Genomic DNA, 250 nt, shown 5'->3' with positions numbered 1-250 from the left:
CATCCCAGAACTCAAATCCCTGACCAGATTCCTCCGTTCGATACGTACGGCTAAAGCCATGAAGAATGATACTCGCTCCATTTTCTTGCAATTGTTTTAAAACACTCACAAGTTTCGGGCGGTCACTCAGTGTGACTTCATCACCTGTTGCCCGATTTATCCAAGCAGGGGTCACTGCAATCTGATAAGGAATATGCTGTGCGGATACGTATTGTCCAAGTTCAAGCAGCTTTTTCTCGTCACTTGCTGG

At 46.0% G+C, this 250-nt stretch carries 1 protein-coding gene; it reads right to left on the bottom strand.

The features are described from left to right. A partial coding sequence (locus SB658_RS26100; RefSeq protein ID WP_410603388.1) for a DUF2334 domain-containing protein occupies positions 1-250 on the bottom strand: 250 nt, incomplete at both ends.

It is taken from the genome of Bacillus sp. SIMBA_008 (assembly GCF_046535495.1).
GTDB classification, from domain to species: domain Bacteria; phylum Bacillota; class Bacilli; order Bacillales; family Bacillaceae; genus Bacillus; species Bacillus subtilis.
The sequence above is the reverse complement of the archived record's forward strand: the minus strand, read 5'-3'. Positions and strand labels throughout refer to the sequence as shown.